Origin of the sequence: Allobosea sp. BK604 (assembly GCF_004341515.1) — a bacterium.
Lineage (GTDB): Bacteria > Pseudomonadota > Alphaproteobacteria > Rhizobiales > Beijerinckiaceae > Allobosea.
This window is the reverse complement of the sequence record NZ_SLZF01000015.1, coordinates 158,143-183,273: the sequence shown is the minus strand read 5'-3', so window position 1 is coordinate 183,273 and position 25,131 is coordinate 158,143. Positions and strand designations below refer to the sequence as shown.

Sequence of the window (25,131 nt, the reverse complement as noted above, 5' to 3'; positions counted from 1 at the left end):
ACGGCGAAGTGTCCGAGCACGTTCGAAACGTTTCCGGCCCGCCCAACGACGCCGCTGGCGGGTCATCATCGAGGCTTCAGCTGATCGCCAAGCTCGCTGGTGAGGGCTTGAGTAGTCGCGAGATCGCCAAGCTGGTTGGTCTGTCGCATTCTCGCGTGTGCCGAATTGCTCGACGTCATGCGATCCGACTGGCTCGCTCTCGATCGCGCCACTACAGCGTTTACCTCCCGCACAAGGTGGTGGCGGTCCTGCGGGAGCTCGCCGGCTCGACGGGCAAAAGCCACGGCGCGCTGATTTGCGACTGCGTCGGCTTCGTGACCGAAGATGGCGAGGCGCAGGCCCGGCGCAAGCTTGGAGTAGCAGCCCAAAAGGCTCGGCGCTGACGCTGATTTTTTGCCTCTGTGCACACCCCTACGGGTGTTCACAAACGAATTTTCGAGGCCAATTTGGGTGGTTGTCGAACCCCCGATTTGCGGGCATCAGTTCGGCATCGTCGCAGAACGTGCGGCCGGCGCCTCAGGGCGCCGCGAAAGCACCCCCCGGCCCCTATGGATGCCTCGGGCATCTGGCCCTCTGCGACGAGCCCTTTTTGAAGGCGCTCGTCCGCCGATTGTCCCCGTGTTGTCCGGCAATTGTCCCTGAAATGTCCCTGTGGGCTGAAATTGTCCCTGTGGCGGCAGGCGTAAGAAAAATGACAAAGACAAGAGCTCGGCCTTAACGGTCGGGCTTTCTCGTGTGTTCTTCCTCGGGAATAGGCCAATCGCGGGAGCGGCCATATTGCTCCAGCTCTTCTGCGAACCGCTGCATCTTGTCCCCTTCTTCGTGCCGATCGGCCAAGTAGTGAACCATCGCCACGCGGCGCGCCTCCTTTAGCCTCCTGAGCCAGGCCTCCCGTTCGTCTTCGACCATTCAAGACCTCCTATTCCCTATCGAGAGAGTAGAGTAGACGCCCATCTTGACCAATTCACGCATTTCCAGGAGTGAACGGTGCTGCAGCTCGACCTGAGGGAATTCGAGCGCAAGGCCAGGGACATCGGTGGGGCGATCGATCAGGTTCCGTTCGCGCTAGCCGGAGCGCTGAACGACGCGTTGTTCAAGGCGCGAGACCATCTCATCAACCAAACCTGGCCCCACGCCATCACGGTCCGGAATCCGAACTTCATTCGTGCTGCGCTGAACGTCGACAAGGCCACCAAGGGGAAGCTGGCCGGTGCCGTGTTCGATCGGCTCGGACGGGCAAGCCTCAACCTTCATGCCAAGGGTGGCACGAAGGCAGCGCGTGGACGGCTCGCCATCCCGAGCACGGCGGTCAAGGGGCAACGGACTGCGAAAGGCGTGCCGCGCCGACTGCGGCCGGCGACCGCACCGAACACCTTCCGCAAGGGCGACGCAATCTTCCAGCGCGTCGGCTGGAAGCCCAACGGGGCCGCCAAGCGAACGAGCAAGAGCGCAGCGTCAACTGACAAACGCCGCGTGCAGTTGCTGTTCACCCTCAGGCGAGCGGCTCAGATCCGGAAGGATGTCCCCTTCGTCGAGGACTTCCGTAGGGTCGTCCTGGAAGAGGTGCGGCGATCGTTCCCGCAGCGGATGGCGCGGGCGATGGCGACGCGACGATGAGGTAGAACCTTCTCCTCGCGATGGCCAGATTTGCCTGATCAGTTGGAGGCACCCTAGGCTCCCTCGCCTAACGGCGAGAAGAGGGTGAGATGGTCGCTTTGGCTGACAGAGTACTCGCGGTCCTTGCGGAGGGCGGGCATGAAGGCTTCACAGAAACGGATCTCGCAGTGGCGTTATTTGGTTCGGCTGACGGTCACACCTTGCAGCAGATGTCGGCGATCTGTGAGCGGATGATGGCAAATGGAGATATCGAACGTCGCGGTGATGGCACGTTGGATAGGCCGTACACCTATCATCTCCCCGAAGGACGGCTTCCGCGGCTCGGCCCTGGATAGCATGGGGCCCCCTGAAATCCCCGGGTCCTTCCTGGCGGGGATGGGGCGGGGGTAACGCGCGACTGCGGCCCATCTGACGGCTGATTTTCCCGAAACAGGGTAACGCAAGGCGGGTAACAAGCGATGGCGGCTGCCGAGGAGGTAACGCAGGCTGAGTTCGCTCGGCTGCGCGGCGTCTCTCGCAAGGCCGTCACGAAGTGGAAATCGCGCGGCCTGCTTGTCCTCACCGACGACGGTCTCGTCGTCGTCGCCGCGACAAACGAGAGGCTCGACGACCGCCCGACGTTCAACCGCGGCGGTGCTACTTCGGTGGCGCCGAAAGCACTGAAAGCGGAAAGCGCAAAGTCTGCCCGCTCACGATCGTCGCGCGCGGAGAAGCCGCCGCGATCGTCGGTGCTGGACACGACGCCCGAAGGCCAGGCGATGACGCAGGGCCTGACCCATGCGGACGCCGCACGGCTGAAGGAGCTCGCGCTGGCCCGCCGCCAGATGCAGGCGTTCGAGCGCGAGCAGGGCCGGCTGGTCGATATCGAGACCGTCGCCCGCCAGGTCGAGCAAGAATACGCGGTCGTTCGTGAGCGGCTGCTGGCCATTCCGGGCAAGCTGGCTGCGAAGCTCGTCGATCGGACACGATCCGAGATCGAGGCCGCGCTGCTCGAGGAGATCACCGAGGCTCTCGATGAACTTCATGACCCCGATCGCGAGGGGGGCGTTCAATCTTTCGCTCAGGCTGAGGAAGGCCCGGGGCGCGCTGAAGCCGCCGCCGCGGCTCAACCTCGTCGAATGGGCTGATCGCTACCGCTATGTGAGCCTGTCGTCTTCGCCGGGCAAATGGAAGACCAAGTCGCAGCCCATCGCCTTCGGGCCGATGATGTCGCTGTCGGAAAAGGACACCGTCCGCATCACGGTGATGTCGGGTACGCAGCTGCTAAAAAGCGAGTTCCTCAAGAACGTCGCCTACTTCTACATCCATCAGGAACCGTCGCCGATCCTTTTCGTCCAGCCGTCGCAGCGCGCGGCCGCTGATTTCTCGAAGGAGCGCTTTGCCCCCGACATCCGGAAGATGCCGGAGGTGGCGGAGATCATCCACGCCGCGAAGTCACGTGAAAACGAAAACACGATCATCCACAAGGAGTATCCAGGCGGCCCGCTGGACTTCGTCGGAGCGAACGCCCCCAACGACCTGGCATCTCGTCCGAAGCGGATCATCCTTTGCGACGAGATCGACAAGTATCCGCTGAGCGCCGGTGACGAAGGCGATCCGCTCACGCTCGCCGAGGAACGTGCGTCGACCTATGAGGAACTGGGCCTCGCTCGGTTCGTTCGTGCCTGCTCGCCGACGATCGAAGGCGAATCGCGCATCGGCCGGGAATATGCCGCTAGCGATCAACGCCGCTGCTACATCGCCTGTCCGCACTGCGCGACGCGCCAGGTTCTGACCTGGGCCAGTGTGAAATGGGAGAAGGTGCTCGCCGAGGGTATCGTGACAATCGACGCGCCGGAGGGCGCCGTCGTGCGGGAGCATCGGCCGAATACCGCGCAGATCACCTGCACCGATTGCGGTGTGCTCTGGAGTGAGCGAGAGCGTCAGGATGCGCTCTCGGCGCTGGAGCACTTGCCAGACTTCGGCTGGCGGCAGACGGCTTCGTTCTACTGCTGCGAGGAGACGCAAACCCCGGAACTCTGGTCCGATAACGGGCGGTCGCTCTGCCGTCACTGCAACGCGCCATCGAGTTACGATGGCCACGCCGGCTTTCACATCTCGAAGCTCTACTCGGCGCGCCATCACCTCTCGACGCTGGTTCGAGAGTTTCTCAAGGCGAAGGGCGATCCGGAGCTTCTGAAGAAATTCACGAACACGGGCCTCGCCGAACTCTGGAAGCCGGAGGGGCAAGAAAGTCTCGATGGCGAAAGCTTCATCGATCGCGCCGAGCCATACGGGCCCGACGATCTGCCCGATGAAGTCCGGACCATCACCGGTTTCTGCGACGTGCAAGGGGACCGGCTAGAGATTCAGCTCATCGGCTGGGGCGAGAATGAAGAAGCCTGGCCGTTCCTGTACGAAATCATCCATCAGGATCCTGCCCAGCCGGCGGCCTGGAAGGAGCTCGACGGTCTGCTCGGGCGATCGTTCAAGACGACCGCAGGCCGCATCCTCAGGGTCGCGGCGTTCGGCATCGACACGGGCGGTCATCACGGTGCTCAGGTTCACGCCTTCTGCCGGCGGCGACGCCGGAGACGGGTGTTCGCCTGTATGGGCAACGCGACCAAGCCGCTCTGGAGCGGACGGGCGACGCGCGCGAAGACGAACGACCCGCTCTGGTTCATTGGAACGAACGCCGCGAAGGACACGATCTATGCGCGGCTTCGAATTCCCCCGGCAGAGGACGGCGGGCGGAAACCCGGCTTCATTCACTTCCCGGCCAGCGATGGATTCGGGGAGGAGTATTTCGCGCAGCTGACTTCCGAAGTTCGGCAGACCCGCCGGCGGATGGGTCTCTCGGTCACCGTGTGGATGCTGCCCCAGGGCAAGAGAAACGAGGCGCTTGACACCTTCGTCGGCGCGCTTGCGGTCCGCCGGTCTCTGCCGCGGCGCATAACGAACGCGCTGGAATACACCACGGCCGCCGAGAAGCCGGCGAACGCGCCGACGACACCAACTCAAACTGCGCCGCCTCCGGCGCCAGCGGCGAAGCCAGCCCAACAGCCCCGGCCCAAGCCGTTTCTGCAGCGCCAGCGTGGCTGGCTATCGAGAGGACGATGAGATGGACATCAAGGATCTGCTGGAAAAGGGCGACGGCACGCTCGTCCGCACCAATGGCGTCTGGTCTTATCCCGGGGCGCCACTGGACCCGAGCGGCACGAATTTGCGTCTCCCCATCGATCACGTGAGCGACGCCGAGGTTCAGGCCGCGCTCGGCGATGAGTCGCTCGTCGTCGCGGTGACCAATCCCGACGGGACCGCACTCGCTGTCCGGGTCAAGGGCGATGGTGCGCATCGCGTCCTGACGACCGCCCAGGCGGGTACGGCCGAGGCGGTCACGGAGCTTCCTGTCGGCTCGCATCCGTCGGTGGATGCCGGCGCAGGCTCGGGTTCGGTCGGTGCCGAGGGCGCCGAGAAGCAGGGCAAGGAAGGCAAGGCTTCGTCCAAGGAGCCGACCAGCGAAACCGACGCTCGCAAGGGCCGCTGATCTACATGCGCACTTCGCTGCAGATCCAGGCTGAGCTCGACGCGATCTCAACCGCGATCGCGTCCGGAGCGACGCGCGTCAGCTACGACGGGAAGAGCGTCGAGTACCGGTCGTTGACCGAGATGCGCTCTGTCCGCGATGCACTGATGCGGGAGCTTGGTCTGCGGCCCCCGCGCCGCGCGCGCGTGGCAGCTTTTCGATCGGGGTTCTGAGCGTATGTCGCTTTCGTCGATGACTCGCCTTGATCGAGCGATCAGCTATTTCGCACCTGGCTGGGGCGAGAAGCGGGCCACGGCGCGCAATCGCATCGCGCGGATGGCTGCGACGCGTAACCTCTATGATGCCGCTTCGATCTCGCGGCGGACGCAGGGGTGGCGCGCTGTTGGTACCGACGCGAATGCCGAAACCCAGATGGCGCAAGGCCGCATCCGCGACGTCGCGCGCGACATGGTGCGAAACAACGCCTACGCGGCCCGGGCGAAGATGTTGATCGGGCAGAACGTCGTCGGCACCGGCATCATGCCCAACGTCCGGTCGACCCGGCCGGAGCGCGCGGCGCAGATCAAGGCCCTGCTCGATCGTCACTTCGATTCGACGGACATCGATGCGGACGGGAACAACAATCTCTACGGCCTTCAGGAACTGATCGTCGGGACGGTCGCGGAGGCCGGCGAATGCCTGGTGCGCAAGCGGCCGCGGCGCGCCGAAGACGGATACGCCCTGCCGTTCCAGATCCAAGTGCTCGAGCCGGATTTCATCGACAGCAGCGTCGATGGCAGGCTGAGCAACGGCAACACCGCCGTCCAGGGCGTCGAGTTCGACCTGCGCGGCAAGCGGGTCGCCTACTACCTCTTCGACCAGCACCCCGGCGCCATGGCGAGCGGGATGCTGCGGTCGACGCGCGGTCAGCGGGTCTCCGCCGATTTCATCGCCCACGTCTATAGGGTCGACCGTCCCGGCCAGGTGCGCGGCGTGAGCTGGTTCGCACCGGTGATCGTGCGGATGCGTGACTTCGCCGACTATACCGACGCCCAGCTGATGCGGCAGAAGATCGCCGCCTGCTTCAGCGCTTTCATCACCACGCGCGATGACGGCAACGGCGCGACGAACGAAGACGGCTCTCCCCTTGAGACGACGCCCAGCGGCTTCGATATCGAGCAGATGGAGCCGGGCATGATCTGGCGTGGCGGCGAAGGCGAGGACGTCAAATTCGCCACGCCGCCGACGACCAGCGATTTCCAGCCCTATTCGCAGGTGACCTTGCATGAGATCGCTGCCGGGCTCGGCATCTCGCACGAGAGCTTCACCGGCGACTGGTCGGGCGTGAACTACTCTTCCGGCCGGCTCGGCCGCATCGACTTCGATCGGTCGATCGAGTCATGGCAATGGAACATGCTGATCCCGCAGTTCCACGGTCCGCTGCAGCGCTGGACGCGGGAGTTCGCCTACGTCGCGACCGGATCGACCGAGCCCTTCACGCTAGGCTGGACGCCGCCGCGGCGCGTGATGATCGATCCCGAGACGGAGATCCGCGGATCGCAGGCCGCCATCCGGGCCGGTCTGGCTTCCCGGAGTGGCGAGATCCGGCGCAACGGCGAAGACCCCGCAGAGGTGACCAGCCAGATCATTGCCGACAATGCCGGCGCGGACGAACAGGGTCTGATTTTCGATAGCGACCCGCGCAAGACCACAAGCCGCGGCGTGCTGCAGAAGGACGCCGACCCGAACGCGCCGGACGAGGCGCCGGCCGAAGCCACGGCCTGAGAAGGACATCAGAGCATGCCGAACGACAACCGGTCTGCCGCGCCTGCGGCGGGGACGCAGACGCGCGCCGAGCGACGCGACACCCGCTCGCTCGTCATCAACGGCGAGATCCTGCTCTACGGGGTGATCGATCCCTTCGATTACCTATGCGAGTTCTCCCAGGGCATCCGAGCTCTTGACGTCATGGCCTCGCTGGTCGAACTGTCGAGCCAGCCCCGGATTTCCGTGCGGATCAATTCGCCCGGCGGCGCCGTCATGGAAGGGCTCGCGATCTATAACGCGCTCGTCGCCTGCGGGAAGCCGGTGGACGTCCATATCGATGCGATGGCCGCCTCGATCGCTTCCGTCATCGCCATGGCCGGCGAGACGATCACGATGGCGGAGAACGCCTCGATCATGATCCACGACGTCGCCGGCGGCGCCTGGGGGAGTTCCGAAGACCTCCGCGACATGGCCGACGAGATCGACCGCCAACGTGGGATTGTCGCCGACATTTACTCGCGCCGCACGGGCATTCCGGCGGACGAGATGAACGCCCTGATGATGGCCGGGGATACCTACTTTTCGGCACAGGAGGCCGTTGAGAAGGGCTTTGCCACGGCCGTCGCCGAGCCGATGCGTACCGCCGCGTGCGCGCTCCTCACCTCCGCTCAATTGGTCAGCGTGAACGCGCGGCCGACCACCATTCGGGCGGATCGCCCGGACCAAGCGGCGCCCGCCGCATCACACCAAGGAGCTGACATGCCCCAGGACAACCGCGGCGGGTCCAATGCCGCCGAGACCGTCAACGCCGATGCCATCCGGCAGGAGGCGACTCAGGCCGAGCGCGCTCGAGTTCAGAGCATCACCGCCAACGTCCGCGCTGCGCGTCTCGATCTGGCTTTCGCCGACGAACTCGTTCGCGAGGGCCTGACCGTCGATCAGGCGAACACCCGGATCATCAACCGCTTCAGCGAGCAGCAGGAGCAGGCGGAGGGCAACGGCACCACCGTCAACGTCGACAGCCGCATTCACGTTGGGGCGGACGCATCCGACCGGTGGGCTGAAGGCGCTCGGCTCGGCCTGCTCACCCGCGCGAGCCAGTCGCTCGGCGCGAGCCTGATGACCGACGAAGAGCGCACCGCGGCTCGCAACAACGAGTTCGTCGGCTTGACGCTGTCGGAACTCGCCCGCTCGTACCTGAGCTCCCGCAACATCCGCAGCGGCACGATGAACCGCATGGACATGGTCGGTCGGGCCTTCACGACCCGGAACGCCGCCGGTCTCCACTCGACCTCGGATTTCCCGAGCATCCTGGCGAACACCGCCTATCGCGCGCTGCAGAACGGTTACGCCGAGGTCGACGAGACCTTCGACCGCTTCACCGCCCGCGGCACCGCGAGCGACTTCCGGCCGATCTCGCGAATCGATCTCAACCTCTTCCCGGGCCTCGACAAGGTCGAGGAGGGCGGCGAGTACAAGTACGGCACGATCGGCGACTCCGGCGTCACCGTGCAGATCGCCACCTACGGCAAGATCTTCGCGATCACCCGCCAGGCGATCATCAACGACGACCTCGGGATGATCACCCGCATCCCGCAGCGGATGGGCCGCGCCGCGAAGCGCACCATCGGCAATCTGGTGTTCGCCATCATCAACGGCAACCCGACGATGCAGGACGGCACGGCGCTGTTCCATGCCAACCACGGCAACCTGCTCACCGGCGCGGCTCTGTCGGCCGACTCGCTGGACACCGCGCGCGCCGCGATGGCGAAGCAGAAGGACCCCGACAACATTGCGGCCGCGCTGAACATTTCGCCGCGGTTCCTGCTCGTGCCGGTGGCTCTCGGCGGCAAGGCGCGCCAGATCATGGCGTCGCAGACCGAGCCGGGCCAGAACAATGCCGCGCTTGCCAATCGCGTCGCCGGCATGGCCGAGGTCATTGCTGATGCCCGCCTCGATGCGAGCTCGGCAACGGCCTGGTATCTCGCCGCTGACGCCAACTCCACCGACACGATCGAGGTCACCTATCTCGACGGCAACGATACGCCCTTCATGGACCAGAAGGACGGGTGGAGCGTGGACGGCACCGAGTTCAAGGTGCGGCTCGACGCCGGCGTGAAGGCGCTCCACTGGCGCGGCCTCTCCAAGAACCCGGGCGCGTAAGCGTCGCCTGAGACCGGCGGCGCGCGAGGCGCCGTCGGCTTCCCCTTCATCCATCGCGGGAACCCGACCCCATGAAGAATTTCATCCAGGAGGGGGATACCCTCACCTTCACCGCTCCGTCCGGCGGCGTCGTCAGCGGCGGCGGCTACATCATCGGCGATATCTTCGTCGTCTCGACCGTCACGGCGGCGCAGGGTCTCCCCTTCGCCGGCAAGACCACGGGCGTCTTCGAGTTCGCCAAGCTCTCGGCCCAGGCTTGGACGGAAGGCGCCAAGGTCTACTGGGACGCCACCAACTCGCGCTTCACGACCGTCGCGAGCGGCAACCGTCTCGTCGGCGTTGCGTCGGAGGCTGCGGCCAACCCCTCGGCCGTTGGACGTGTCCGCCTCGATGGCGGTTCGCTGCCTGCCGCTTCCTGATCAATCGTCGTGATCGACTTCAACGCCCTTGTGCTCGGCCCGGCGATGGCTGCTTTCGCCCGGCCGATCACGATCCTCCCCGCGGTGTCCCAACCCGGCGAGCCGGCGTATCCGGGGCGAGGCATCTGGGGCAAGCGCCCAGCGGACTTTCAGCTCGAGGACGGCAGCGCGGTTGGCACGGATGTACTCGTCATCGGCATCCGCATCGGTGAGTTTCCGATCCTGCCGCAGCCGGGCGACCAAATCGATATCGACGCCTACGCCAGCCTGCCGCGTGTCGGCCTATGCGAGATGGTCGACGATGGTGACGATGGCCAGGGCGGCTATGCGCTTGTCGTGAAGATCGTCGGGCCATGAGCACGGAAGCCACCCGCATCAGAGACGCGATCTTCACTCGCCTGTTCGCGCTCAAAGCGTCGCATGGCTTTAAAACGGTGCGCCGCGTTCCCGTCGCGATGCTCCAGCCTGATGTCCTGCCGGCGATCTCGGTCGCGCTGCTGAGCGAGCGGATGACGCCGCTGGGCGATGACAATTCGAGCGCGCTGAGCTTCGATAGCGAGGTGACGATCGGCGTTTCTGTTGTCCGAGGGGGCGGTGTACCGACCGCCCTTGATGATCAGGCAGACGCTGACGTCGACCTGATCGAAAAGCTTCTGCTGTGCGATCCGAGCTTCACACGGTTCGGTCTCGATCCTGGTCTCGACGATGGCAATCCGGATCGCGAGCCGCTCTTCGAGGCAGTGACCGGCATCAGCCGACGCCGGACTTTTCCGCAGGACGGAGAGAAATATTTCGTCGAGGTCCGCCTCGAGCTGTCGTTCCGGACATCCGTGGATTTCGCCCCGCTGCTCCCCGACGACTTCAGGACGCTCGTCCTCAAGGCCCGCCCGCTCGGCACGACCTACAAGACGCCGGAGTCCGGCTTCGTGATCGTCGAGACCACCCCCACCCCCTAGGAGGCCCCCATGGCCGATATCGCCGTCAAGCCGGCGCGGAAGGGCATGAACCTTTCGCATCCGGTCGCTGGCCTGCTGCCCGACGAGGGCGGCCTCTGGCCCGAGGATCAGTTCACATTTCGCCGCCTGCGTGACCGGGACATCGAGCGCGTCAAGGTCGAGGCCGCGGAGGATAAGCCGGCGGAGGTGGCCGAGGAGGTCGATCCCTATCCGGCAGCCGAAGAAGCCGACCCGCTGGAACTCGGGTCCAAGCGCAAGGGAAAGGCCTAAGCGATGGTGTCCTTCAACCAAATCCCCAACGGCTGGAAGCTGCCGCTCGTCTCGATCGAGATCGATCCGTCGCAGGCGGCGACGCCGAACCAGCCGAAATATGCGCTGATCACCGACTACAAGATCGCGGCCGGCACCGGCGTCGCCGATGCGGTGATCGCGTGCGGCTCGGTCGCGCAAGCCCGCGCGCTCGGCGGCATTGGCTCGCCGCTGGCGCAGGCCTTCGAGAAGTTCCAGGCGATCAACAAGAGCACGCCGGTGTTCCTGCTGCCGATCGCCGAGCCTGGCGCCGGGGTGAAGGCGGCGGCCGATCTGGTCGTGACGAATGCGCCGACGGCGCCCGGGACAATCTCGCTGTACATCGCCGGCCAGAAGCTCGCGATCGGCGTGACGGCTTCCGACACCACCACGACGGTTGGGACGAAGATCGCCGCGGCGGTGAATGCGAAGACGACGCTCCCTGTCGTCGCTGTCGCCTCGACTGGCACGGTGACGCTCACCGCGAAGTGGAAGGGTGCGACCGGCAACGATGTTCGCGTCGAGGAGAATGTTCTCGGGCCGAATGGCGGCGAGGTTCGCCCGACCGGCCTCGCGATGACCTTCCCGGCCTCGAACGTCCTCACCGGCGGCACCGGCGTGCCCGACTGGACCAATGCCATCGCGGCGCTCGGAGACGAGCCTTACGACTTCGTGGCGATGGGCCACACGGATACCGGGTCAATCACCGCCTGGGGCACCGAATTCGGCTTCGGCGACTCCGGGCGCTGGGGATGGATGCGCGAGGTGTTCGGCCAGGTCTGGTCCGTCCGCCGCGACAGCTATGCGAACCTGATCAGCTGGGGCCCGAACAACAACAGCCCGGTCATCTCGGTCGAGGCGATCGAGGTCACTTCTCCATCGCCGGTCTGGGAGTGGACGGCGGCCTACGCGGCCCGCGCCGCGCAGTCGATCGTCAATGACCCCGCTCGCCCGCTGCAGACGCTGACCCTCACCGGCATCCTGCCGGCGCCGAAGTCCTCGCGCTTCAGCAAGACGGAGCTTAATGCGCTGGCCGGCGTCGGTCTGGCGATCCAGAGCACGACCGCCGACGGCGTGCCGATGATCCTCCGGGAGCAGACCACCTACCAGAAGAATAGCCTCGGCCAGCCCGATGGCGCCTATGAGGTCGCCACCACGCTCGCCACGCTCGCCGAGATCCTGCGCCGCCTGCGGCTCGCAATCACCGGCAAGTATCCCCGTCACAAGCTCGCCAACGACGGCACGCGGCTTTCGCCGGGCCAGGCCGTCGTCACGCCGAATATCATCCGGGCGGAGATCGTCGCCGAGTACGAGCGCTGCGAGTACGACGGCCTGGTCGAAAACGTGAAGGCGTTCAAGGCGGCGCTGATCGTCCAGCGGAACGGCAGCGACGTGAACCGGGTCGACGTCCTCTATCCGCCGGACCTGATCAACCAGCTGCGCCACCTCGCCGTGCTCGCGCAGTTCCGCCTGCAGTATGCCGACGCGGCCGCTGCCTGACGCCAGCCTCTGAACGGAGATCACTCTCATGGCCAAGCGCATCGCTGGCGTCGCCTACTGGAAGGTGGACGGCCGCCAGCTCGCCCTGCGGGGCAACTTCACCATCTCACCGAGCGCGTTCGAGCGCGCCGGCATCGCCGGCCAGGACTATGTCCATGGCTTCTCCGAGGTGCCGCGCGTGCCCTTCATCGCCGGCGATGTCTCGCTGGTCGAGGGGACGTCAGTCGAGGACATCGACTCGATGGTCGACCAGACCGTCACCGCCGAGCTCGCCAATGGCGACGTCTGGGTTCTCCGCAATGCTTGGCGAGCGAATGCATCCGAGATCAATGCCCGCGAGGGCCAGTTCGCAGTTCGCTTTGAAGGCGAATCCTGCACGCAGCTCTGAGGTGACCCGTGGCTGAAGACACCGGCGGGATGACCTTCCCCCTGCACAAGAAAATTGAGGCGCACGGCGAGACGATCGCCGAGCTCAAGCTCCGCGAGCCGACGGCCCTCGATATCATCGAGGTCGGCAACCCGGTCCGCCTCGATGGCGCGAACAACACCATCTTCCACGACGATCGGAAGATGCAGCACATGATCGCGCGGCTGGCGAACGTGCCGCCGTCTGCAGTGGCGCAGCTGGCGCCGAACGACTTCGTGGCAATCGGCTGGGCTCTCACCCCTTTTTTCGGAGCGGGCTTGGCGGGGACCTGATCAAGCTGGTGATGACGCTGAACAAGAGCCACGGCGGCGGGATGCTGGAGTGGCTCCTCGGCTTGTCCGTTGAGGCTCTGGTCGAGCTTCAGAAGCACACAGCTGCGTGGCTCGACGAAATCGCACCAGAGGACGGCGCCTGAAATGCCGAACCCCGCGGAAATCGCCGAGCTCATGGTGAACGGCTCGATCTATCGCGACTGGGAGACGGTCACGGTTCAGCGTGGCTTTCAGCAGACCGCGTCGATCATGACCTTTGCTGCGGCGTCCCCGATCGAGAGCGGGACATGGGCCGGGCAGAAGCTCAAGATTGGAGACCGTTGCACGTGCCGCCTCGCCGGCGTCGAGGTCGCCAACGGTCTGCTCGCCACCCGCCAGGTCGTTTACGACGCGCGTAGTCACGCCCTCCAGGTGCAGGCGTCATCCAAGACCGCGGACTTGGCTTATGCCTCTGTGGCTCAGTCCGGCGGGTTCAAGAACAACACGCTCAGCGGCATTTCCAACAACCTGCTCAAGCCACATGGCATTAAGTTTCGGATCGACGGGAGCCCGGCCGGCGCCGAGAAGCCCTTTGCGAGGTTCCATGTCCAGCCTGGCGAGACCGTCGTCAGTGCGATCGCCCGCCTCTGTCAGATGCGCAACATCTGGCTGACGGACGACGAGAAGGGCAACCTCGTCGGCAAGCGGCTGGACCGCAGCGAAGGCCCCATGGCTCATCTGGAAGAAGGCCGGAACATCAAGTCGGCGATGTCCATCATGTCGGCCGAGAACATTCACGACAGGATCAGCGTACTCGGCAGCCAACCCGGCAATGACCAGCGCTGGGGCGATCAAGCGCGCGATTCGTCAGCCTCGGTAAGCAATCCGGAGGCTCTGAAGAATCGGGCGCTCATCGTCCGGTCCCCCGAGCCGGGCGACGCCGACGACATGAAGATGCATGCCGAGTACCTCGCCGCCGAGAATATCGCGACGATGATCCAAGCAGAGATCACGGTTCAGGGGTGGCACGATCCCGAGGGCGCTCTCTGGATCAAGAGCGTCGGGAAGAATGTCACGGTGAAGTCGCCGATGCTGTTCCCATCAGGATCCAAAGTGCTCGCGATTCAGGGGATTACGCATCGCCAGACCAGCCAGGCCGGGACCGAGACGGTGTTGAGCCTCATCCTCCCCGCGCTGCTGAAGGGCGCGGATCGCATCGACGCCAGCGGAAACGCCGAGGGGGGCGCCCCGCCCGTCAGCATGACCAAACCGGCTCAGCCCGAGCCCTCCGACGTGGTCTCGCTCTGATGGTATCCCGCGCCACACTCGAAGCCTCGAACGACGATCCGAAGCTACAGGAGGTCGATCTCAACCTCTCGCATGACGAGAAGGCGCGCGGCGTGGAGCACGTCCAGCCCTATGGTTTCAGCTCCCGGCCGGTAGCGCCCTCGAAGGAATCGGACGGCAGCACGAAGCGAGCCGAGGCCTTCGTCGTGCACCCGGACGGGTCGCGCTCTCATCCGGTTGCACTCGTCATAGCGGATCGGCGCTTCCGCCCGAAGGGTATGAAGGCCGGCGAAGTCCAGGTTCACGATAACCAAGGCCAGAGCGTGCATCTCGCCGAAGATGGCATCGTCGTGAATTCTCCGAAGAAACTGACCTTCAAGGTCGGGGACAACGCTTCCATCACCATGAACGCCGACGGCACGGTCACGATCCGCGGCTCCGCGATCAAGTTCGAGCAGGGCTGAGGCGCTCAGATGTCAGAATGGCGCGATCGGCTACGGCCCGCCTCGTTCAGGGGCGTTGAATTCCATGTCGAGCTCGGCGCGCGCAGCGGCGGCCGGCGTCTCGCTCCGCACGAGTATCCGAAGCGGGACGATCCCTACACGGAGGATATGGGCCGACGCGGCCGGGCCTTCTCCGTGATTGGGTATCTGATCGGCCCGGTCTTCACCGCCGACCGCGACGCGCTCATCGACGCGCTGGAGCGGGAGGGCGCGGGGCAGCTCGTTCTGCCTACCGGGCTGTCGATGCGCGTCATGTGCACAACGTACAACAGCGCGGAGCGCCGCGAGCGTGGCGGCTATGTCGAGATCGACATGCAATTCCTCGAGGCCGGGACGCAGGAGCCCCTACGCACCTCGGATGACACCCAGGCCAAGGTGACGGAGAGCGCCGAGAAGGCGAGCGCCAGCACAACCGCGACAGCGAACGAGACCATATCGGTCTGAAGGCATAAACGATGGCCGACGAAAACCTGAGGCTCCGGGCCGAAGTCGTTGACGCGTTCTCCGGCCCTCTGCGCACTCTGCGGAGCATGCTGCAGGGCGTCAGCTCGGCAGCGCCGACAGAGAAGCTCAAGAGCGGCATGGAGGGCGCCACGCGCGCCGCCACGGCCTTCGGACGCGAGATCAACAACACCGTCACCCCCGCTCTCAATGCCGCGGGTATCGCAGGTCTGACGGTCAGCGGCGTGCTTGCCGGTGTCGGCTTGGCCGTCCGTTCGTTCACCGGCGCGACTGCCGGTCTGGCGCTGCTCTCGCGCGAGACCAACATGACCGTGCAGAGCATGCGCGTGCTTGAGGAGGTCGGGAAGCGGTTCAACGTTGCTCCCGAGGCGATGCAGCAGACGTTTCGCCAGTTTGCCGAGAACAGCCGATTGTTTCGGAAGGGGCTGGGCGACACGTTCACGTGGCTCAACAGCCAGGGCGGCGTGACCAGCCGCTGGGCGCAGCAGCTTCGGGCCGACCTCAACGCCGGCCTCAATCCGGACGAAGCCTACAAGCGATCGCTGCAGTTCATGCGACGGATCCGCGATCCGATCGAGCGTGGCCTGTTCGCGGAGCGCCTCTTCGGAAACCGGCAGCTTGGGCTCCTCGGCAGCGAGGACATCGGCAAACTGATCGATGATGTCGAGAAGAAGCTCGGCCAGCTGCCAAAGGGTGCGGTCGAGTCCGCGATGGAGCTCAAGCGATCCTGGGACGATTTCATCACGTCGATGGTTCGCATGCGCGACACCGCGGCGGTCACCATCCTGCCAATGCTGAAGGATATCACGGACGCCACGGAAAAGTGGCTGAACAATCCGGAGACGAAGACCGGCATCAAGGCTTTCTTCCACGAGATTGAAGAGGGCGCGAAAGCCGCCTTCAGCTCGGTCAAAACCTTCGTTGATGTCCTGAATGCGGTGCGCGAAGGTCGGTTCTTGGACGCGGTGAAGCTGCTCAATAGCAAGCCCGTGTTTGCGCCATCCGTTCAGAACAGCGTGCCGTTCATTGGCGAGATGGGCCGCGGCGACACCGGTCCGCTGATCGAGCGCCGCGACCAACTGCGCCGACAGATCGACGTCATGGACAACCTGATCTCTCGAAAGGAGAGCGAGCCGGATCCGCTCGGAAACGGCAACATGACCGCGAGTGAGGAACGCCGGAAGCGCGACCGGCTCATTCAGGAGCTGGAGGCGCTGACCCGCGAGCTCGAGCAGCTGCGCAAGGATCGAGCCGCCGACGCGACGGTACAGCAGCAGAGCCTGACGGGCGACGGGTCCTTCGGAGGCGCTCGGCTGCAGCTTGCCGCCCTCGGTGGCGTCGCCCAGGCCGGCCGGATGAGCGGCATCAGCGTGCCGCGTCTCGGTGGCGTTGGGGGCGCACAGGTTGGCGCCGGTGGCTCGCGTTCTTGGCGGAACAACAACCCCGGCAATCTCGAATATGGACCGTTCGCCCAGTCGATGGGCGCAACCGGCACGGATGGGCGGTTCGCAATTTTCCCCGACTACGCGACGGGCCGCCGAGCTCAAGAAAAGTTGCTCTTCGAGTCGAAGAACTACCGAGACCTCAACCTCGGGCAGGCAATCAATCGGTGGGCGCCGGGTTCGGAGAACAACGTGCCTGCCTACCTCCGCGCCCTGGGGGGCTTCGATCCCAGCAAGCCGATGAGCGCTTACACGCCGACGGAACGCTCGCGTCTGCTGGATGCCATGCAGCGACATGAGGGCTGGCAGGTCGGCGACCCATCGGGCCTCAGGATCAAGCCCGGACAAGGATTTTCCGGGGGAGGAGTGCATGGCGGAGTGCTCGATATCGCGCGCTCCATCCAAGCAATGGGAGGTATCGAGCGGTTCACGGCCTTCAACGATCGATATCACGCAGGCACGCGTTCGCGGCACGCTCAAGGGCTGGCGGGGGATTTCACACTCACCGATCCCCGGCAGAGCGCTGCGATGGCGGAACGAGTTCGCGAGATGCTTCGAGCGTCGGGGCTGCGAGACGGGAAAGACTTCAGCGTCCTCGACGAATATACAAATCCGTCAGCCCGGGCGACGGCCGGTCACTTGCATTTCGAGCTGAAGAGCCGAGAGGCAGCGGAGGCCTACAGGCGCCATGTGCAGCGGGAACGTCGCGAGCGGGAAAACGCCGATCGTCGGATGGAGGGCGCCGCAACGCTCGACGTCAATTTCCGGAACGCCCCGGCTGGGATGTCGACGAGCACGTCGATGAGCGGCATGTTCAAAGATATCCGCCTTCGGCAGGTTGTTCGGCCTCCGAAGGCGGGCGTCGATATCTGACGAGATCAATCTTGGATTTCGTCCCTGAAGTGATCGATCAGGTCACGGCCGACAAGCGGATTACCGTCGGCCGTGGCGAAATTGATCAGGACCGATCCAGCCGCGAAAACGCTCGCTTGATAAGCGAAAACCAGCTTGTGGGGCGGGTCGCCATAAAGCCCGCGCCTGGTGCAGACGATCCACATCTGCTTATCTCGGACGGTTTCCGTAACCTCGCAATCGTTCTTTGATTGGTCGTGGCCGATAAGCCAGTCTCGAACAGTGCCGGCGGGCTTCGCCATGCCTTGAGGATCGTAGATCGAGAGCGGTGCGCCGACTTTGCTGACGATCGGGTCTTTCTTCCACGGAGTGCCGGCGGCGAAGGCGGTTCGCTCCTGGCCAACCGCGCCGCCTGAAGCGAGCACCGAGAGCCCCACGAGGGCGGCTGAAAGAAGACGCATCCCAACTTTCTCCCGATTCCAAGCTCGCGTTGCGGTTGCGAGCGTTCAAATCTAGTCACGCTTCTGCGGCTGAGGCCACCAAGATGATTGGCCCATGCGGGGCGGTCCCTCGTACATCGGCGGCTCGATCTTCTGAGGGGTGACGGCCTGCTGCTTCACCGCACGGATCAGCTCCTTGTGCTGCACGTCGCGACGGGTCCGGTTGGACGCGCTGATCGCGATGAATAGCGCAGCAAACCAACAGAGCACGGCGAGAAGAAAAGCCGGAAGCGCCAGCAACACACTGATTGTGTTCAATGTGCCCACGCCAAGGAACGGCAGAAAGCGTCGCGCTCCGAAAACGGCAATCAAGGTCGGGAGATACATCACTGCGAGAGTGATTACCCCGGCGCCCGCAATGGTGTCGTTCATTCGAAATCCCCCCGGAAGCGTCATCATGCCGAAGACTTTCAGCGATGCAAGAACTGGTGGCAAATGGCCTTAACTGCAATCTCTGAGACAGTTGCGCTGATTGCCCGCGTCGGAGCGGCACTGATCGATGCGACTTCGGCCGATGATGCGGATCTCGCCGCCGATGTGCGACGGTCCGTGGGAGACTTGGTCGATCGTGCCGAGCTCCACATCCGTCAGAAGACTATGGGGACCGCGCTCGACGCCGCCTTTCGGGCCGCATCCATCGCGGGGGCCGATTTCGACAGCATGGATCGGGTGCGGGCGCTGGCTGAGAGCGTCAGCCTCACCACGAAGACGGGGCAGGCCGGCAGGATCGCCTGCATCCGCTTCGCATTGATCGGCATGGCGACGGCGCTGGGCGAAACCAACTTCCGAAGCCGCGAGGACGTTCGCGCTGCGTCGAGCCGGATCAGCTCGGCATTCTCGCCGGCAATCGAGATTGCTGCCGACAGCGGGGACAATGTCGGGTACCGGGACTTTGTCGCGCTCCATGCGGCAGTGACGCGGGACCTCGCGATGCGCGGGCGACCGTTGCCGCAGATGGTGCCTTACTCCTATGCGCGAGCCATGCCTACGCTCACTCTCTCGCAAAGGCTGTACGGCGCGGGTGATCGAGCCGATGAGCTCGGCTCCGAAAACAAGGTCATCCACCCGCTCTTCGCGCCAGCGCAGGGCCGAGCACTGTCCGCCTGATGGCCTTCGCTCATCGCCACGGGGACGTCCGCAACTGCGGCGCGACCACAATCGTCTCCGGACAGGGGCATGTCACGGTGGACGGGAAGCTCTGGGCGGTCGAGGGCGATCAGAACAGCCACGGCGGCGGGGCACTGATCACCTCGCACGCCTGGCTGACCATCAACGGCAGAGGGGTGATCGTCGTCGGCGACCACGCAGCACCTGATGCTCTCTGTCCAATCCCGCCGCACTGCGATCCCATGGCGGTCGGCTTCAGCTCTCTCGTGGATGTGGCATGACCGATATCCGCATCGTCCAGATCGTGACGCCGGAAGCGGTAACGCTCGATTGGCTGCTGACGCCCACCGGCGAGCTCGACACGACGCAGGAACTGGCAACGGCCGCGACCGTCGCGCTGGGCACGGATCGCTTGGCGCTGCCAGCGGACGTCTTGCCTGATCCGAACGATAGCGACCGGCGGGGCTGGTGGGGCGATCTCGATGCCGAGGTCATCCATGACGGGTGGCCGATCGGCACGCGCCTCTGGCTGATGTCCCGGGATAAGATCACGGGCCCCGAGGCTCGCCAGGGTTCGACGATCGCCAGGGCTGAGGAATTCGTCCGGGAGGCGCTGCAGCCCTTCGTCGATCGGCAGATCGCGACCAGCGTCGAGGTACGCGCTGAGCGGACCGACACCGGCCGAATCGATGTGCTGGCCACCTTCTACCGCGGCGCACAGCCGGCGATAGCGCTTCGCTATGCGGATCTCTGGACCGAGATCGGAGCCTGATCACCCATGCCATGGACCACGCCAACACTCGCTGAACTGCGAGGGCTGAATCGCGACTTCATCGCGGCGTACCTGCCGGGCGCAGATGCCAGCGTGCCGAACTCGGTGCTGCGCGTGCTGAGCGATGCGAATTCGGGCCTCGCTGCGCTCACGCTGCAGTATCTCGACTGGCTGGCGCGTCAGCTCATGGTCGACACCGCCGAGCGCGAATGGCTGGACCGCTTCGGCCAGATCTGGCTCAGCGGGCGCAAGGCCGCGACCTTCGCCGAGGGCACTGCGCTTCTGCAGGGCATCGCCGGCACGGATGTCCCTTCCGGAACCCTGCTCGCCGCCGGGCCGGTGGAGTACGAGACGCTCGCGCTTGCGACGCTGACCGGAAGCCCAACGTCCGTCGCCGTCCGCGCGCTGACGCCCGGTCTCGTCGGAAATCAGACGGCAGGCGCCGGCCTGACGGTGTCGACCGCGATCCCCGGTCTCGATGCGGCCGCCACCGCGGGCACGATCGCCGGCGGCGTCGATGCCGAGAGTGATGAAGACCTTCGAGGTCGAATCCTAGATCGCATCCGCAAGCCGCCGATGGGCGGCGACGCCGACGACTATGTCGCGTGGGCGCTCGAAGTCCCGGGCGTCACGCGGGCTTGGACATCGCCAATGGAGATGGGCGCCGGAAGCGTGACGGTTCGGTTCATGATGGACGAGTTGCGCGCATCGAACGACGGCTTCCCGCTGCCGGAGGATGTCGAGGCCGTTCAGGCTCATATCGATGCGTTGCGCCCAGTCTCGGTCAAGGACCTGTTCGTTCTGGCTCCGATTTCAGAGCCTATCAACTTCACCATCTCCGGTCTGGTGACCGATAGCGCGGAGACGCGCTTCAACCTGGAGGCTGCTGTCGCTGCCATGCTCAATGAGCGCGCGCGACCCGCTTACGCCCTGAACGGGGTAGCTCAGGATGCTCAGACGATCCATCGCGAATGGGTCAGCGCGGCGGTCTTGTCCGCATCTGGCGTCGAAAGCTTCAACCTCACCATGACCGACCACGTCATGCCCTCCAAGGGGCATATCGCCGTCCCTGGAACCGTGACCTATGCCTGATCAGCACGTCCAGCGCAGCGGAGCCGACTACGCCGAGGCGCTGGCCGCACTCCTTCCGCCGGGCCCGGCTTGGCCGCGGGAGACAGGCACGGCGCTCATGGGGCTCGTGGCCGGCCTCGCCGAGATCTGGGGCGATCGGGTCGACGCGAGAGCGGCCGACTTGCTTGAGCGAGAGAGCGATCCGCGCGCGACGATCGAGTTGCTTGAGGACTGGGAGCGGATGGCCGGACTGCCGGATGCCTGCCTGGCCGAACCTCTCACGATCGGCGATCGCCAGCGGGCATTGGTCGCTCGGCTGACGATGCTTGGCGGGCAATCGCGGGCCTTCTTCATCGGCCTCGCCGCGTCGCTGGGCTATGAAATCACGATCACCGAGCATTCGCCGTTCATGGCCGGCATCTCGCATGTGGGGGACACCCGATATGACGATGCCCCGGATTTCCGTTGGGAGATCGGCCCCGCTGAGGTCCGGTATTACTGGAACATCCATATGGCCGCGGCTCGGCTGACGTGGTTTCGCGCCAACGCTGGGCAGGCTGGTGTCGATCCGCATCTGCGTATTGGCCTGGCGACGGACCTCGAATGCCTGATCCGTCGCTTCAAGCCGGCCCACACCGAAGTGTTCTTCGACTATACCGGCATCGATCCGCTTGGGCCGATGACCGGGACGCCCTGACGCCCGGAGCCTTCTCACATGGAATACGTTGCACCGTACGGGTCGCTCGACCCGAACGCGCCCTATGTCAATGGCAACCCCTCCACCGGGCAGATGGGGTCGATCCCGCCAGCTGCTGCATTTGAGCATCCGCAACGGGAAATCTTGGCCCTGATTGCGGCTGCTGCCCTCACCCCGGCTGGCGCCGATTTATCTCAGCTTCTGCGAGCCGTTCGGAAGTTTGGCGGCGGCTATTTCGTGCCGGCTGGAACAGCCAACGCGATCACGATCACGCCGTCACCGGCCTTTCAAAACTTGACGCAGCTTGTCGGCGTCCCGCTCCGCATCGTCGCGGGCGCTACGAACACCGGCCCCGCGACGCTCAACGTCAACGGCCTCGGAGCGCTGGCGATCCAGAGGCGCAACGGCGCCGCGCTGACGGCCGGCGACATCGTCATCGGGCAGATTTTCCAGGTCACTTATAACGGTACGATCTTTCAGCTCGTCACTCAGCTGGAGACGTTCTTCGTCACGCAGGCCTTCGCGGGCGCGGGCGGCCAGGCGGGCTTCTCTGGCTCGCTCGTCGTCCCGACCGGTGTGACCCGCATGTTCATCCGCGCCTGGGGAGCGGGAGGCGGCGGCGGCGGCGCGGTCTTCAACGCGTCGGGCGGCGGCGGTGGTGGCGGTGGCTATGCGGAAAATTGGTTTCCAGTATTGCCGGGCGCAACCCTGACTATCCAGGCCGGTACCGGAGGGGCGGCAGGCGGCTCGGGACTTGCGGGAGGTAACGGTACCGGCTCGTTCGTTTCGGCCGTTGCTGGACCTGTTACGGGCGTGTTCCTGTCGGCCGGCGGCGGCGGCGGCGGCGGCGGTGCGGCATCTGCCACAACGGTCGGAGCCTTCGGCACCGGCGGAACCACGTCCGGCGGGTCGTTTCAGCCTGCTGGTGGCGCAGGCCAAGCCGGCCAGGTGATTGGTTCAAACTACTACGGCGGCTTTGGCGGCGCGTCGCCCCTAGCGGGTGGCGGCGGCTACCCCTCCGCGCAGGGTGCAATCTTCGGCTCTGGCGGTGGCGGCGGCACGAGCAACACCGCCGCGCCCGGCACCGGGGCCGGTGGCCTCGTTACGATCTCCTGGTGAGGATTGACCATGTTCGCGATGATCGATGAGAGCGGCCGCGTTTGCGAGCTCTTTCAGGACAACCCTGGGGTATGGCCCGCGCCCCAGCGGCTTGTCGACGTTTCAGGCGTCGAGGGCATCGCCGAGAATTGGACGATGGACGAGGCAGGGGCTTTCCATCCGCCCCCAGCATCTCCGCCGATCGACCTGCTCGCCTATGCTGCCGATCGGCGCTGGCGTCAGGAGGTCGGCGGGATCACCATTTCCGGCGTGCCGATCGCGACCGACGATCGAAGCAAGATCATGATCATGGGCGCGCGCGTCGCGGCGGAGGCCGATCCGGATTGGTCGACCATCTGGCACGGCGCTGATGGGGGCACATATCCGATCGACGCGGCGGCGATTGTCGCGATCAGCGACGCCGTACAGGCCCATGTCAATCAAGGCTTTGCCACCTTCGCCGAGGTGAAGGCCGAGATCGAAGCCGGCGAGATCACGACTCCTGAAGAAGTAGACGCCGCTTTCGACTGACGGCTCGCCTAGCTAGCCGCCCCGGCTCCTTTCTGGGCGCTACTGTGGTGCGCTTCCTCGTAGTGCCTGGTGTGCCTCGAGCTGTTCCGTCAGCAGACGGGTCATGTGCGCAACCTGGTCTATCGGAACCAGAAACGAGACCGGTCCATATGCGGGGTGGTGGAAGCTCAGAGATGTGGCCTCACCAATCAACTCCGGCTGTACATGCCACCGCCTGTTAAAGGCGCTCTCTATCGTTACGCCCTCAAGTGCTGGCTGATCTCGCTCTTCCGTCATCATGGCGTGCACCTTGCCGAGGCTCTGAATCAAAGTCAGCAGCTGTTCGGCCTCAAGCGTCAGTGAACCGCTTACGCCGCTCGGTGGCATGAATTCGACAGTAACGGTGCGCCGGTCCTCGCTGACAGCGATGCGCAGCCGTTCCTGAGTCTGGATCATCTGATCCCCCTATTGCCAATGGAGTTTTATCATGGACACGACCGCTGTGCAGCGGGCGTTGCTTTCGCTTGGCTATGACCCTGGGCCGGTCGACGGGCTGCCGGGCAGGAAGACGACGGCGGCCGTGGTCGCGTTCCAGCGCGCCGCGGGGCTCAAGCCGGACGGCGTTGTGGGGCCACTCACCACCGCAGCTCTGGCCAAGGCAGCGCTAGCCAAGGGCGGACCGGTTCAGGTTGTGCCCGGAAGCAATGACCCTGGCAGCGGCGGGGGCGGCGGCCTGCGCATCGTGCCGCTCGACTGGATGCCAGCGGCCCAGATGAGCCGCCTCATAGTCCACTGGACCGCCGGCAACCATACGGCGTCAGGTCTCGACCGCAGCCACTATCATATCCTCGTCGAGAGCGATGGAAAGCTCGTCCGCGGCATCCCTTCCATTGCGTTGAACGATGCACGGGGCGCGAAGACCGGCTACGCCGCGCACACGCTCAACTGCAACACGGGCTCAATCGGGGTCTCACTCTGCTGCATGGCCGGCGCCGTCGAGAAACCCTTCAAACCGGGCAGCGCGCCGATGACGAAGGTGCAGTGGGACGCTGTCCCGGCCGTCGTCGCTGATCTGTGCCGGCGCTACGGCATTCCGGTCACGCCCAAGACCGTGCTCTCGCATGCCGAGGTCCAGGCCAATCTCGGCATCAAGCAGAAAGGCAAGTGGGATATTGCGCGGCTAGCGTTCGACCCTTCGATCGTCGGCGCGGCCGCGTGCGGTGATTTGCTCCGGCGCCAGGTTCAAGCGGTCCTCTGACGGGGCTGGTGTCGGTTCATGAGGTAGCAAGATTGGGTCGGCGCTAAGGCCAACACCCAGGCGCCTCAGCGTACCGCAAATTCTCTTCTTGTAATCGTACCATGTCCCGATTTCCGCGCGACACGCGGCGCAGCGGACCACCGCGACATCCGAGAGTTTTGTCGGCAGGGACACCGCCGGCGAGCCGCAACCGCTGCATTCAAACTCGGTACCAAAACCCATAGCCGCTCTCTCCGCAGCAATTACGCGGATGAGTGGCTTCGGTTCCCGCAGCGGCCGGGCCAGCCGCATCCCCATAATCGGAGCATCATCATGAACCGTATCGTCCTGGCGCTCGTCGCCTTGGGCGCGCTGGCGCTTGCCGGCTGCCAGAGCCTCAACAACCCCGGCGCCTGGGGCCAGATCGCCGCCGGCGTCGGCGCGATCGTCGGCGAGACCTCGATCGACCCTCGAATCGAGAAGGTCAGCGCCAAGCTCGCCGAGCAATGCGCGACCGTGCAGACCGCCGCGCTCGCGGTCGACCTCCTCTCCCCCTCGAAGGTCCAGCAGGCCGCCCAGGACGCGCGGATCGCCGTCGCGACCTTCTGCGCCGCGCCGCCTCGGAGCGTCAGCGAGGCGCTCGCTTCTTTGGCCAGCGCCTACGCCGCCATCGCGGCGGCCCGCGCCGGCCGCTGAGCTT

The 25,131-nt window shown here is 65.2% G+C and carries 33 protein-coding genes; 29 read left to right on the top strand and 4 right to left on the bottom strand.

All coding sequences use genetic code 11. From position 1 onward, the window contains the following. The first annotated feature begins 8 nt into the window (after window positions 1–8). The gene (locus EV560_RS33935) at window positions 9–383 is read left to right on the top strand and encodes an HAD family hydrolase (RefSeq protein ID WP_131860287.1); all 375 of its coding nucleotides are present in this window, start codon (window positions 9–11) and stop codon (window positions 381–383) included. A gap of 331 nt (window positions 384–714) precedes the next feature. On the opposite strand, the gene EV560_RS33930 is transcribed toward EV560_RS33935, so the two are convergent. Next, window positions 715–909 carry a hypothetical protein gene (locus EV560_RS33930; RefSeq protein WP_131860286.1) on the bottom strand — a complete coding sequence of 65 codons (195 nt, stop codon included), beginning with the start codon at window positions 907–909 and terminating at the stop codon, window positions 715–717. Window positions 910–987: 78 nt separating this feature from the next. Between EV560_RS33930 and EV560_RS33925 the strand changes: the two genes are divergently transcribed. The 19 genes from EV560_RS33925 to EV560_RS33840 all read left to right on the top strand — a co-directional run bounded on the left by EV560_RS33925 (window position 988) and on the right by EV560_RS33840 (window position 17,460). After that, the gene (locus EV560_RS33925; protein ID WP_131860285.1) at window positions 988–1,617 is read left to right on the top strand and encodes a hypothetical protein; all 630 of its coding nucleotides are present in this window, start codon (window positions 988–990) and stop codon (window positions 1,615–1,617) included. Window positions 1,618–2,075: 458 nt separating this feature from the next. After that, entirely contained in the window at window positions 2,076–2,744 is a 669-nt protein-coding gene (locus tag EV560_RS33920) for a hypothetical protein (protein WP_131860284.1), read from the top strand. Then, the gene (locus tag EV560_RS33915) at window positions 2,632–4,716 is read left to right on the top strand and encodes a phage terminase large subunit family protein (RefSeq protein ID WP_131860283.1); all 2,085 of its coding nucleotides are present in this window, start codon (window positions 2,632–2,634) and stop codon (window positions 4,714–4,716) included. Before EV560_RS33920 ends, EV560_RS33915 begins: the two co-directional genes overlap by 113 nt. A gap of 1 nt (window position 4,717) precedes the next feature. Next, entirely contained in the window at window positions 4,718–5,143 is a 426-nt protein-coding gene (locus EV560_RS33910; protein WP_131860282.1) for a hypothetical protein, read from the top strand. Window positions 5,144–5,148: 5 nt separating this feature from the next. Further along, window positions 5,149–5,355, top strand: coding sequence for a phage head-tail joining protein (locus tag EV560_RS33905; RefSeq protein WP_131860281.1), 207 nt, complete (start codon window positions 5,149–5,151; stop codon window positions 5,353–5,355). A gap of 4 nt (window positions 5,356–5,359) precedes the next feature. After that, window positions 5,360–6,907: a phage portal protein gene (locus EV560_RS33900; protein ID WP_131860280.1), complete on the top strand. Its 1,548-nt coding sequence runs from the start codon at window positions 5,360–5,362 to the stop codon at window positions 6,905–6,907. A 15-nt stretch (window positions 6,908–6,922) separates the two neighbouring features. After that, complete coding sequence (locus EV560_RS33895) at window positions 6,923–9,052, top strand: ClpP-like prohead protease/major capsid protein fusion protein (RefSeq protein ID WP_131860279.1); 2,130 nt, start codon at window positions 6,923–6,925, stop codon at window positions 9,050–9,052. 71 nt (window positions 9,053–9,123) lie between these two features. After that, window positions 9,124–9,471 carry a DUF2190 family protein gene (locus tag EV560_RS33890; protein ID WP_131860278.1) on the top strand — a complete coding sequence of 116 codons (348 nt, stop codon included), beginning with the start codon at window positions 9,124–9,126 and terminating at the stop codon, window positions 9,469–9,471. Window positions 9,472–9,480: 9 nt separating this feature from the next. Then, window positions 9,481–9,828 (top strand): head-tail joining protein, encoded by a 348-nt coding sequence (locus tag EV560_RS33885; RefSeq protein WP_131860277.1) that lies wholly within the window; start codon window positions 9,481–9,483, stop codon window positions 9,826–9,828. Then, complete coding sequence (locus EV560_RS33880) at window positions 9,825–10,427, top strand: hypothetical protein (RefSeq protein WP_131860276.1); 603 nt, start codon at window positions 9,825–9,827, stop codon at window positions 10,425–10,427. Before EV560_RS33885 ends, EV560_RS33880 begins: the two co-directional genes overlap by 4 nt. 9 nt (window positions 10,428–10,436) lie before the next feature. Next, window positions 10,437–10,697 carry a DUF2635 domain-containing protein gene (locus EV560_RS33875; RefSeq protein WP_131860275.1) on the top strand — a complete coding sequence of 87 codons (261 nt, stop codon included), beginning with the start codon at window positions 10,437–10,439 and terminating at the stop codon, window positions 10,695–10,697. A gap of 3 nt (window positions 10,698–10,700) precedes the next feature. Then, a complete protein-coding gene (locus EV560_RS33870; protein ID WP_131860274.1) occupies window positions 10,701–12,215 on the top strand; it encodes a phage tail sheath C-terminal domain-containing protein in 1,515 nt (504 codons plus the stop codon). A 28-nt stretch (window positions 12,216–12,243) separates the two neighbouring features. After that, window positions 12,244–12,603 (top strand): phage tail tube protein, encoded by a 360-nt coding sequence (locus EV560_RS33865; RefSeq protein WP_131860273.1) that lies wholly within the window; start codon window positions 12,244–12,246, stop codon window positions 12,601–12,603. A gap of 8 nt (window positions 12,604–12,611) precedes the next feature. Further along, the gene (locus tag EV560_RS33860; protein ID WP_131860272.1) at window positions 12,612–12,914 is read left to right on the top strand and encodes a phage tail assembly protein; all 303 of its coding nucleotides are present in this window, start codon (window positions 12,612–12,614) and stop codon (window positions 12,912–12,914) included. An 11-nt stretch (window positions 12,915–12,925) separates the two neighbouring features. Continuing rightward, window positions 12,926–13,057: a hypothetical protein gene (locus tag EV560_RS36760; RefSeq protein ID WP_282568894.1), complete on the top strand. Its 132-nt coding sequence runs from the start codon at window positions 12,926–12,928 to the stop codon at window positions 13,055–13,057. A 1-nt stretch (window position 13,058) separates the two neighbouring features. Beyond that, window positions 13,059–14,201, top strand: a complete 1,143-nt coding sequence (locus EV560_RS33855) for a phage baseplate assembly protein (protein ID WP_131860271.1) — start codon at window positions 13,059–13,061, stop codon at window positions 14,199–14,201. Then, window positions 14,201–14,644 carry a phage baseplate assembly protein domain-containing protein gene (locus EV560_RS33850; protein ID WP_131860270.1) on the top strand — a complete coding sequence of 148 codons (444 nt, stop codon included), beginning with the start codon at window positions 14,201–14,203 and terminating at the stop codon, window positions 14,642–14,644. Before EV560_RS33855 ends, EV560_RS33850 begins: the two co-directional genes overlap by 1 nt. A 9-nt stretch (window positions 14,645–14,653) precedes the next feature. Next, a complete protein-coding gene (locus EV560_RS33845) occupies window positions 14,654–15,127 on the top strand; it encodes a DNA circularization N-terminal domain-containing protein (RefSeq protein ID WP_131860269.1) in 474 nt (157 codons plus the stop codon). An 11-nt stretch (window positions 15,128–15,138) separates the two neighbouring features. After that, window positions 15,139–17,460 carry a hypothetical protein gene (locus EV560_RS33840; RefSeq protein WP_131860268.1) on the top strand — a complete coding sequence of 774 codons (2,322 nt, stop codon included), beginning with the start codon at window positions 15,139–15,141 and terminating at the stop codon, window positions 17,458–17,460. Between the two features lie 5 nt (window positions 17,461–17,465). On the opposite strand, the gene EV560_RS33835 is transcribed toward EV560_RS33840, so the two are convergent. Further along, complete coding sequence (locus EV560_RS33835; RefSeq protein WP_131860267.1) at window positions 17,466–17,900, bottom strand: hypothetical protein; 435 nt, start codon at window positions 17,898–17,900, stop codon at window positions 17,466–17,468. Window positions 17,901–17,951: 51 nt separating this feature from the next. Further along, on the bottom strand, window positions 17,952–18,311 hold the full coding sequence (locus tag EV560_RS33830; RefSeq protein ID WP_131860266.1) for a hypothetical protein: 360 nt from the start codon (window positions 18,309–18,311) through the stop codon (window positions 17,952–17,954). Between the two features lie 63 nt (window positions 18,312–18,374). On the opposite strand from EV560_RS33830, the gene EV560_RS33825 reads away from it, so the two are divergent. Genes EV560_RS33825 through EV560_RS33795 form a run of 7 tightly spaced genes read left to right on the top strand, consistent with a single transcriptional unit; the run spans window position 18,375 to window position 23,215 of the window. Then, on the top strand, window positions 18,375–19,046 hold the full coding sequence (locus EV560_RS33825; RefSeq protein WP_131860265.1) for a hypothetical protein: 672 nt from the start codon (window positions 18,375–18,377) through the stop codon (window positions 19,044–19,046). Next, window positions 19,046–19,327, top strand: coding sequence for a PAAR domain-containing protein (locus EV560_RS33820; RefSeq protein ID WP_131860264.1), 282 nt, complete (start codon window positions 19,046–19,048; stop codon window positions 19,325–19,327). Before EV560_RS33825 ends, EV560_RS33820 begins: the two co-directional genes overlap by 1 nt. Continuing rightward, window positions 19,324–19,818, top strand: a complete 495-nt coding sequence (locus EV560_RS33815; RefSeq protein WP_131860263.1) for a phage GP46 family protein — start codon at window positions 19,324–19,326, stop codon at window positions 19,816–19,818. Before EV560_RS33820 ends, EV560_RS33815 begins: the two co-directional genes overlap by 4 nt. Before the next feature lie 6 nt (window positions 19,819–19,824). After that, entirely contained in the window at window positions 19,825–20,910 is a 1,086-nt protein-coding gene (locus tag EV560_RS33810; protein WP_131860262.1) for a baseplate J/gp47 family protein, read from the top strand. Then, the gene (locus EV560_RS33805; protein ID WP_131860261.1) at window positions 20,903–21,586 is read left to right on the top strand and encodes a YmfQ family protein; all 684 of its coding nucleotides are present in this window, start codon (window positions 20,903–20,905) and stop codon (window positions 21,584–21,586) included. The genes EV560_RS33810 and EV560_RS33805 overlap by 8 nt, the downstream gene beginning before the upstream one ends. Window positions 21,587–21,604: 18 nt before the next feature. Further along, window positions 21,605–22,705, top strand: coding sequence for a glycine-rich domain-containing protein (locus tag EV560_RS33800; RefSeq protein WP_131860260.1), 1,101 nt, complete (start codon window positions 21,605–21,607; stop codon window positions 22,703–22,705). Between the two features lie 9 nt (window positions 22,706–22,714). Further along, window positions 22,715–23,215, top strand: coding sequence for a DUF4376 domain-containing protein (locus tag EV560_RS33795; RefSeq protein WP_248312338.1), 501 nt, complete (start codon window positions 22,715–22,717; stop codon window positions 23,213–23,215). Window positions 23,216–23,254: 39 nt separating this feature from the next. Here the strand turns inward: EV560_RS33795 and EV560_RS33790 are convergent, their stop codons facing one another. After that, window positions 23,255–23,650 carry a hypothetical protein gene (locus tag EV560_RS33790; protein ID WP_131860259.1) on the bottom strand — a complete coding sequence of 132 codons (396 nt, stop codon included), beginning with the start codon at window positions 23,648–23,650 and terminating at the stop codon, window positions 23,255–23,257. Window positions 23,651–23,681: 31 nt separating this feature from the next. Between EV560_RS33790 and EV560_RS33785 the strand changes: the two genes are divergently transcribed. Both EV560_RS33785 and EV560_RS33780 read left to right on the top strand, forming a co-directional pair. Beyond that, window positions 23,682–24,452 carry a peptidoglycan recognition protein family protein gene (locus EV560_RS33785; protein ID WP_131860258.1) on the top strand — a complete coding sequence of 257 codons (771 nt, stop codon included), beginning with the start codon at window positions 23,682–23,684 and terminating at the stop codon, window positions 24,450–24,452. 312 nt (window positions 24,453–24,764) lie between these two features. After that, window positions 24,765–25,127 (top strand): hypothetical protein, encoded by a 363-nt coding sequence (locus EV560_RS33780; protein ID WP_131860257.1) that lies wholly within the window; start codon window positions 24,765–24,767, stop codon window positions 25,125–25,127. Window positions 25,128–25,131 lie beyond the last annotated feature (4 nt).

Excerpts from the sequence above, each read along its gene's own strand:
- EV560_RS33815 (WP_131860263.1), top strand. The coding sequence starts at position 19,324 with ATGACCGATATCCGCATCGTCCAGATCGTGACGCCGGAAGCGGTAACG.
- EV560_RS33825 (WP_131860265.1), top strand. The coding sequence starts at position 18,375 with ATGGCCTTAACTGCAATCTCTGAGACAGTTGCGCTGATTGCCCGCGTC.
- EV560_RS33850 (WP_131860270.1), top strand. The coding sequence starts at position 14,201 with ATGGTATCCCGCGCCACACTCGAAGCCTCGAACGACGATCCGAAGCTA.
- EV560_RS33840 (WP_131860268.1), top strand. The coding sequence starts at position 15,139 with ATGGCCGACGAAAACCTGAGGCTCCGGGCCGAAGTCGTTGACGCGTTC.
- EV560_RS33865 (WP_131860273.1), top strand. The coding sequence starts at position 12,244 with ATGGCCAAGCGCATCGCTGGCGTCGCCTACTGGAAGGTGGACGGCCGC.
- EV560_RS33900 (WP_131860280.1), top strand. The coding sequence starts at position 5,360 with ATGTCGCTTTCGTCGATGACTCGCCTTGATCGAGCGATCAGCTATTTC.
- EV560_RS33905 (WP_131860281.1), top strand. The coding sequence starts at position 5,149 with ATGCGCACTTCGCTGCAGATCCAGGCTGAGCTCGACGCGATCTCAACC.
- EV560_RS36760 (WP_282568894.1), top strand. The coding sequence starts at position 12,926 with ATGACGCTGAACAAGAGCCACGGCGGCGGGATGCTGGAGTGGCTCCTC.
- EV560_RS33880 (WP_131860276.1), top strand. The coding sequence starts at position 9,825 with ATGAGCACGGAAGCCACCCGCATCAGAGACGCGATCTTCACTCGCCTG.
- EV560_RS33830 (WP_131860266.1), bottom strand. The coding sequence starts at position 18,311 with ATGAACGACACCATTGCGGGCGCCGGGGTAATCACTCTCGCAGTGATG.
- EV560_RS33835 (WP_131860267.1), bottom strand. The coding sequence starts at position 17,900 with ATGCGTCTTCTTTCAGCCGCCCTCGTGGGGCTCTCGGTGCTCGCTTCA.
- EV560_RS33800 (WP_131860260.1), top strand. The coding sequence starts at position 21,605 with ATGGAATACGTTGCACCGTACGGGTCGCTCGACCCGAACGCGCCCTAT.
- EV560_RS33780 (WP_131860257.1), top strand. The coding sequence starts at position 24,765 with ATGAACCGTATCGTCCTGGCGCTCGTCGCCTTGGGCGCGCTGGCGCTT.
- EV560_RS33875 (WP_131860275.1), top strand. The coding sequence starts at position 10,437 with ATGGCCGATATCGCCGTCAAGCCGGCGCGGAAGGGCATGAACCTTTCG.
- EV560_RS33795 (WP_248312338.1), top strand. The coding sequence starts at position 22,715 with ATGTTCGCGATGATCGATGAGAGCGGCCGCGTTTGCGAGCTCTTTCAG.
- EV560_RS33890 (WP_131860278.1), top strand. The coding sequence starts at position 9,124 with ATGAAGAATTTCATCCAGGAGGGGGATACCCTCACCTTCACCGCTCCG.
- EV560_RS33910 (WP_131860282.1), top strand. The coding sequence starts at position 4,718 with ATGGACATCAAGGATCTGCTGGAAAAGGGCGACGGCACGCTCGTCCGC.
- EV560_RS33870 (WP_131860274.1), top strand. The coding sequence starts at position 10,701 with ATGGTGTCCTTCAACCAAATCCCCAACGGCTGGAAGCTGCCGCTCGTC.
- EV560_RS33920 (WP_131860284.1), top strand. The coding sequence starts at position 2,076 with ATGGCGGCTGCCGAGGAGGTAACGCAGGCTGAGTTCGCTCGGCTGCGC.
- EV560_RS33785 (WP_131860258.1), top strand. The coding sequence starts at position 23,682 with ATGGACACGACCGCTGTGCAGCGGGCGTTGCTTTCGCTTGGCTATGAC.
- EV560_RS33790 (WP_131860259.1), bottom strand. The coding sequence starts at position 23,650 with ATGATCCAGACTCAGGAACGGCTGCGCATCGCTGTCAGCGAGGACCGG.
- EV560_RS33930 (WP_131860286.1), bottom strand. The coding sequence starts at position 909 with ATGGTCGAAGACGAACGGGAGGCCTGGCTCAGGAGGCTAAAGGAGGCG.
- EV560_RS33915 (WP_131860283.1), top strand. The coding sequence starts at position 2,632 with ATGAACTTCATGACCCCGATCGCGAGGGGGGCGTTCAATCTTTCGCTC.
- EV560_RS33810 (WP_131860262.1), top strand. The coding sequence starts at position 19,825 with ATGCCATGGACCACGCCAACACTCGCTGAACTGCGAGGGCTGAATCGC.
- EV560_RS33805 (WP_131860261.1), top strand. The coding sequence starts at position 20,903 with ATGCCTGATCAGCACGTCCAGCGCAGCGGAGCCGACTACGCCGAGGCG.
- EV560_RS33845 (WP_131860269.1), top strand. The coding sequence starts at position 14,654 with ATGTCAGAATGGCGCGATCGGCTACGGCCCGCCTCGTTCAGGGGCGTT.
- EV560_RS33895 (WP_131860279.1), top strand. The coding sequence starts at position 6,923 with ATGCCGAACGACAACCGGTCTGCCGCGCCTGCGGCGGGGACGCAGACG.
- EV560_RS33855 (WP_131860271.1), top strand. The coding sequence starts at position 13,059 with ATGCCGAACCCCGCGGAAATCGCCGAGCTCATGGTGAACGGCTCGATC.
- EV560_RS33820 (WP_131860264.1), top strand. The coding sequence starts at position 19,046 with ATGGCCTTCGCTCATCGCCACGGGGACGTCCGCAACTGCGGCGCGACC.